Source organism: Porphyromonas sp. CAG:1061 (assembly GCF_000435035.1).
Lineage (GTDB): Bacteria > Bacteroidota > Bacteroidia > Bacteroidales > Porphyromonadaceae > Porphyromonas_A > Porphyromonas_A somerae.
In genome coordinates, this window is record NZ_HF988897.1 from 13,567 (window position 1) to 20,121 (window position 6,555).

Consider the following 6,555-nt stretch of genomic DNA (forward strand, 5'->3'; position numbering starts at 1 on the left):
ACTTCTACAAGAGGTCACAAGGGAGCAAAGAGCCGCTCAGGCTACAAGGCAAAGTTTGGCTTTGAGGGTGGTCAGATGCCACTTCAGCGTCGTTTGCCAAAGTTTGGATTCCGTAATCCTAATAGAGTAGAGTATACTCCTGTCAATCTTGGTGCTATCGAGGTACTTGCCCAGAAGGGTATTACTGAGATCGGGCAAGCAGAGCTAGTAGCTGCTGGTCTTGTGCACAAAGACGACAAGGTTAAGCTACTCGGTATGGGCGAGCTTACCACTAAGGTGAAGGTGACAGTTCACGCTGCCTCCAAGAGTGCCAAAGAGGCAATGGAGAAGGCAGGAGCAGAACTGGTGTTACTGTAAATATAGAGAAGAGTACCGATGAAATTTGTTCAGACACTCCGGAATATCTGGAAGATAGAAGATCTCAAACAGCGTATTATCACTACGGTGTGGCTGATTATCATCTATCGTCTAGGTACCCATATCGTATTGCCAGGGATTGATCCATCTGGCCTAGTAGCACTCAAGGATCAGACCCGAGGTGGTGTGATGGCACTTCTTGATATGTTTTCAGGTGGTGCCTTCAGTAACGCTTCGGTGATGGCACTTGGTATTATGCCATATATTTCTGCGTCCATTGTGATGCAGCTGATGGCTATCGTAGTGCCTAGTATCCAAAAAATGCAGAGAGAAGGTGAAAGTGGTCGCCGTAAGATCAATCAGTGGACACGCTATCTCACCATCGCCATTCTATTGGTTCAGGGTCCAGTTTATCTGATCAACCTCAACCACCAGCTAATGGCTGCAGGTAGTTCAATGCCTACTGGCTTCTGGTTTAGCTTTTCAAGCACCATCTTCATGGCAGCCGGCTCTATGTTTGCACTTTGGCTAGGTGAGCGTATTACTGATAAGGGTATTGGTAATGGAGTTTCTTTTATCATCCTTGTAGGTATTTTAGCTCGTTTCCCAATGGCAATTACTCAGGAGTTCGTGCTAAGGTTTAATAATCCAGGTGGTATCTTCCTATTCCTCCTCGAGATCTTAATCCTACTAGTGGTGATTGCAGGTGCGATTATGCTCGTTCAAGGTACTCGCCGTGTGCCAGTACAGTATGCCAAGCGTACGGTAGGTAACCGTATGTATGGTGGAGCACGCCAGTATATCCCTCTCAAAGTGAATGCTGCGAATGTGATGCCTATCATCTTTGCTCAGGCTATCATGTTTATCCCTGTGACGTTGTTCCCAGCAATGACCTCTAAGTCTACTTTTTGGCAAGGCTTTGCTACGGGTCAGAGCTTCTGGTACAATTTCACTTTCGCTATTCTGATCATCCTCTTTACCTATTTCTACACTGCGGTTACCATCAATCCATCTCAGATGGCTGATGAGTTGAAGCGCTCCAATGGATTTATTCCAGGTGTGAAACCAGGTAAACCCACCAAGGAGTTCTTGGATAGTGTGATGAGTAAGATTACTCTTCCAGGTGCGTTGTTCCTAGCTATTGTGGCTATCCTGCCTGCTTTTGCACGTCTCTTTGGCGTCTCAGCGCAGTTTAGTTCATTCTTTGGCGGTACCTCACTGATCATTCTTGTAGGTGTGGTATTGGATACGCTCCAGCAAGTGGAGAGTCACCTACTACAGCATCACTATGATGGACTACTTGAGACAGGACGTATCAAGGGTCGCTCGGGAAATCTGTATTAATATCTTAAACAATTGCGATAAGGACTGATATGTTTGAGAGAAGAAAGATTTACCTAAAGACAGCAGAGGAGATCGAGAAACTCTATCGTGCCAATCAATTGGTAGGTATGACGCATGGCGAGCTAGCAAAGCATATTAAGCCAGGGGTGACCACTAAGGAGTTGGATAAGATAGCTTACGAATTTATCTGCGACCATGGTGCGAAACCAGCTTTCTTAGGATATTCTGGTTTCCCTGCTTCTCTCTGTACCTCTATCAATGAATATGTGGTACATGGTATTCCCTCCGAGACAGCGGTGCTCAAAGAGGGGGATATCATCAGTGTGGATTGTGGTACGATCTTAGATGGATTTGTAGGGGATAGTGCTTTCACCTTTCCCGTAGGAGAAGTCTCAGACGAGGTCAAGGGCCTTTTGCGTACTACCCATGATTCTCTCTATGTAGGCATCGAAGCCGCTGTAGTGGGAAAGCGTATCGGTGATATCGGCAATGCTGTTCAGACTTACTGCGAGAAGCGTGGCTACTCTGTAGTTAGGGAGTTCACTGGTCATGGCATTGGTCACTCAATGCACGAGGCTCCTAATGTCCCTAATTATGGCCGGCGTGGTACAGGAGCTAAGATTGAGGAGGGTCTTTGCATTTGCATAGAGCCGATGATCAATCTAGGGAGTAAAAACGTAGTCATTTATGACGATGGTTGGACTACCCGCACCAAGGACCGTAAGCCCTCTGCTCACTTTGAGCATTGCATCGCTATTGTAGATGGCAAGGCCAAGATTATGAGTAGCTTCGAATTTATCAAAGAAGCTCTTGGAGGTCTCCCATTCTAAGCACTGTAAGATATTGATATTGATTAATCACAAAAAGAAAGGTATTTATTTATGGCTAAACAACCAGCAATAGAGCAAGATGGAGTAATTCTAGAGGCATTGTCCAACGCTATGTTTAAGGTGGAGCTCGACAATGGCCACCAGATTACCGCTCATATATCTGGTAAGATGCGGATGCACTATATTCGTATTCTTCCTGGAGACCGTGTAAAGGTAGAAATGTCGCCTTACGATCTATCCAAAGGGCGTATCTCTTACCGCTACAAGTAAAGCTGTGCAAGGTTGAAGACCATATTATTTCAAGTTTATACACACAACACTACCCGTGCGAGGCATGTGAGCCACTAGTGGGTATCAAAAGAAATAGAGATTATGAAGGTTAGAACATCTTTGAAGAAGCGTACCCCCGATGATAAGATTGTCCGTCGCAAGGGTCGTCTTTATATCATTAACAAGAAGAACCCCAAGATGAAGCAGCGTCAAAACTAATCCCCCTCACCCCTTCGAGGGTGTAGATGGATAGTGTAGGCGTGTGATCTTTATCGGGTCAATTGACTAAGAGAGTTACACTTAACTAACAACTATAGTATTATATGGCAATAAGAATTGTTGGTGTCGACCTGCCCCAGAATAAGCGTGGAGCTATCGCCCTTACCTATATTTATGGTATCGGGAGAAGTGCTGCTGCTACTATTCTTGATAAAGCAGGAGTAGACCCAAACATTAAAGTGCAAGACTGGACAGACGACCAAGCTGCCGCTATTCGTGAGATCATCTCGAATAATTATAAGGTAGAGGGTGATCTCCGTAGTGAGACACAGCTTAATATCAAGCGCCTTATGGATGTCGGCTGCTATCGTGGTATCCGTCACCGTATTGGTCTGCCCTTACGTGGACAGTCAACTAAAAACAACGCTCGTACTCGCAAAGGACGTAGAAAGACCGTTGCGAATAAGAAGAAAGCTACTAAGTAAGACTAGGAAGAAAACATGGCTAAGAAAACTGCTACTAAGAAGAGAAAAGTACAGGTGGATCCTATTGGACAGGCACATATCCACTCTTCCTTCAATAACATTATCATTACCCTTACCAATAACCAAGGGCAAGCAATCTCCCAATCTAGTGCTGGAAAGATGGGGTTCCGTAGTTCGAAGAAGAACACTCCCTACGCAGCACAGATGGCAGCAGAAGACTGTGCTAAGGTGGCCTATGATGCCGGTTTGAGGAAAGTGACCGTTTATGTAAAGGGTCCAGGTAATGGCCGTGAGAGTGCTATCCGCACTATCCACGGAGCAGGTATTGAGGTGATGGAGATTGTAGATGTGACGCCACTTCCACACAATGGATGTCGCCCTCCAAAGCGTCGTAAGCCTTAATTGGCTTGCTTCACTTCCCTTGTTTCACCGACACTTTGTCGTACGCAAGAGAGATTATATATTAGAATGAGGCTTCTCTGCATTCATACTAATGGATTGGTTGCACTTCTGCACCTTCCGACGCAGCTGTGCAGAGCTAGTTTCATGGTTACTAATTATTTTTATTACTATTTATAATGGCAAGATATACAGGTCCAAAAGCCAGGATTAATCGCAAGTTTGGAGAGCCAATCTTTGGCAATGCCAAATCGAAGAAAACTTACCCAGCTGGTCAGCACGGCAATTCTCGCCGTAGCAAGACTTCAGAGTATGGGTTGCAGCTGCGCGAAAAACAGAAGGCTAAATACACCTATGGCGTACTAGAGCGCCAGTTCCGCAACCTCTACGAGCGTGCTTCTCGTATGCCTGGTGTGCGTGGTGAGGTGTTGATTCAGCTTCTAGAGCGTCGTCTCGACAATGTCGTTTTCCGTCTAGGTCTAGCTCGTTCGCGCAACGCTGCTCGTCAGCTTGTTAATCATGGACACATCGTAGTAGATGGTCAGGTAGTTGATATCCCTTCATATACTGTTTCTGAGGGTCAGACTATTGGCATCCGCGAGCGCTCCAAGTCGCTAGCTATTGTATCTGAAGCAGTTCAGGTACTTGCACACAATCAGTACCCATGGCTCGAGTGGGATGGAGCTTCTATGACTGGTCGCTTCCTCCACATTCCAGAGCGTGCTGATATCCCTGAGACCATCAAGGAGCAGCTCATCGTCGAGCTCTACTCCAAGTAATGATGTCCCATTTTCACCTTTAATATTAGAGAAGAGATATGGCTTTAATCGCATTCCAAAAACCAGAAAACGTGCTTATGCTCGAGGGTACTGCTACACATGGCAAATTCGAGTTTAAGCCACTTGAGCCAGGCTATGGCATGACTATAGGTAATGCTCTTCGACGTATTTTGCTCTCCAGCCCTGAGGGCTTTGCCATCAATAGCATTAAGATTGATGGGGTAGAGCATGAGTTTGCAACCATACCAGGTGTCATAGAGGACGTCACCAACATCATCCTGAACCTCAAGAAGATTCGTCTCAAGCAGGTGACCCCAGGTGAAGTTGGCGAGACTGCTGTTATCAAAGTCAATGGTAAGAGCAGCGATACCTTTACAGGGAAAGAGATTTCAGAGGGACTTAAGAGCTTTGAGGTCCTCAATAAGGATCAGCTTATTTGTCGGTTAGATAAGTCAGCTTCCTTCAGTATCCAATTGACCATTGATCAAGGTCGTGGCTGGATCCCAGCTTCGGATATTGCAGAGAGCTTCGACGTCCCATTACAGATTGCTATTGATGCTATCTATACACCTATTCTCAACGTAAAGATTGCTGTAGAGAATACACGTGTGGGTCAGAAGACCGATTACGATAAGCTTTTGATTGAGATTGATACCGATGGCTCCATTCATCCAAAAGAGGCACTGAAGAATGCTGCTCATCTGCTGATTCAGCACCTAGAGCTATTCAGCGATGAGTATTTCTCAGTAGATCTTGAGTCTGAGCAAGAAGAGGAAGACTTTGACGAGAATACCCTAATGACTCGTCAGCTTCTCAAGAATAGGCTAGAGGATGTAGAGCTATCAGTGAGAGCATTCAATTGCCTACGTGCTGCAGGCGTGCTCACCCTTGGTGACCTCGTCAAGTACAGTCGTAGCGAGCTCCTCAAGTTCAGAAACTTCGGTAAGAAGTCTCTCAACGAGGTAGATGAATTGCTCGATAACCTTGGGCTCACCTTTGGAATGGACCTTTCGAAGTACAAACTAGACAACGAGTAAAATTATATAATGAGACATAATAAGAAATTCAATCCGCTCGGTCGTACAGCTTCTCACCGTCAGGCGATGCTCTCCAATATGGCTAACTCCCTTATTGAGCACAAGAGAATCATTACGACCCTAGCCAAAGCTAAGGCACTCAAGGTGTATGCAGAGCCACTCATCACCACCGCGATAAAGAATGGCGAGAGTGTGCACGCACGTCGTATAGTATTCCAAAAGCTGCAGAATCGCAATTCCGTAGTAGAGCTATTTGGCCCTATCAGCGAGAAGGTTGGCGATCGCCCAGGAGGTTACCTTCGTATCCTCAAGATTGGTCGTCGTCAGGGAGATGATGCTATGATGTGTTTGATCGAGTTCGTTGACTTCAATGAAGATCGCGTTAAGCAGGATAAGAAGTCTTCAACTGCAGGTAAGACCCGTCGTACCCGTCGTAGCCGCAAGAAGAGCGCCGATGCTCCAGAGACCCAAGCACAGGAGTCAGAAGAGAGTAAGAGCGAGGCTGCAGAGTAATCAAGCAACAAGCTAAGTGTAACTCACAGGAGAGAGGTAAGTGTCCACCGACACTCACCTCTCTCTTTTTTTGCCTTGTCAGATGGGGTGACTTATCGGACAAGTCGGACGGGTCGGACAAGTCTGACAAGTCGGGAGGTGCAGGCTAGTGGAGACTGTTACACGAAGGCGATCTGCGGTGTTGCTTTCGGAATTCTGGCTTGGTCACGTACGTAAGTACGCTCTCAGCGCCCTTATCCTCAGCGCCCTTTTGAGTACCTTGGCAGCCTAGCGGCTACCTAGCATCTCAACCTTCGTTCAAAGTCTCAGCACATTTGATTCA

General features: G+C 46.2%; 10 protein-coding genes. All 10 read left to right on the top strand.

Annotated features, from left to right (window positions below; all coding sequences use genetic code 11):
• Window positions 1-357: 50S ribosomal protein L15 (gene rplO, locus QVO39_RS03480; RefSeq protein WP_288171719.1), on the top strand; the 357-nt coding region annotated here is incomplete at its 5' end.
• 18 nt (window positions 358-375) lie between these two features.
• Window positions 376-1,701 carry a preprotein translocase subunit SecY gene (gene secY / locus QVO39_RS03485; RefSeq protein WP_018028985.1) on the top strand — a complete coding sequence of 442 codons (1,326 nt, stop codon included), beginning with the start codon at window positions 376-378 and terminating at the stop codon, window positions 1,699-1,701.
• 29 nt (window positions 1,702-1,730) lie between these two features.
• Complete coding sequence (gene map, locus QVO39_RS03490) at window positions 1,731-2,531, top strand: type I methionyl aminopeptidase (RefSeq protein ID WP_018028986.1); 801 nt, start codon at window positions 1,731-1,733, stop codon at window positions 2,529-2,531.
• 51 nt (window positions 2,532-2,582) lie between these two features.
• Window positions 2,583-2,801, top strand: a complete 219-nt coding sequence (gene infA / locus QVO39_RS03495) for a translation initiation factor IF-1 (protein ID WP_018028987.1) — start codon at window positions 2,583-2,585, stop codon at window positions 2,799-2,801.
• Window positions 2,802-2,903: 102 nt separating this feature from the next.
• Entirely contained in the window at window positions 2,904-3,020 is a 117-nt protein-coding gene (gene rpmJ, locus QVO39_RS03500; protein WP_018028988.1) for a 50S ribosomal protein L36, read from the top strand.
• 104 nt (window positions 3,021-3,124) lie between these two features.
• Window positions 3,125-3,505: a 30S ribosomal protein S13 gene (gene rpsM, locus QVO39_RS03505; protein WP_018028989.1), complete on the top strand. Its 381-nt coding sequence runs from the start codon at window positions 3,125-3,127 to the stop codon at window positions 3,503-3,505.
• A 15-nt stretch (window positions 3,506-3,520) separates the two neighbouring features.
• A complete protein-coding gene (gene rpsK / locus QVO39_RS03510) occupies window positions 3,521-3,907 on the top strand; it encodes a 30S ribosomal protein S11 (protein WP_018028990.1) in 387 nt (128 codons plus the stop codon).
• A gap of 176 nt (window positions 3,908-4,083) precedes the next feature.
• Entirely contained in the window at window positions 4,084-4,683 is a 600-nt protein-coding gene (gene rpsD / locus QVO39_RS03515; RefSeq protein WP_018028991.1) for a 30S ribosomal protein S4, read from the top strand.
• A gap of 38 nt (window positions 4,684-4,721) precedes the next feature.
• Entirely contained in the window at window positions 4,722-5,720 is a 999-nt protein-coding gene (locus QVO39_RS03520) for a DNA-directed RNA polymerase subunit alpha (protein ID WP_021903031.1), read from the top strand.
• A gap of 9 nt (window positions 5,721-5,729) precedes the next feature.
• Entirely contained in the window at window positions 5,730-6,233 is a 504-nt protein-coding gene (gene rplQ / locus QVO39_RS03525) for a 50S ribosomal protein L17 (RefSeq protein WP_018028993.1), read from the top strand.
• Window positions 6,234-6,555 lie beyond the last annotated feature (322 nt).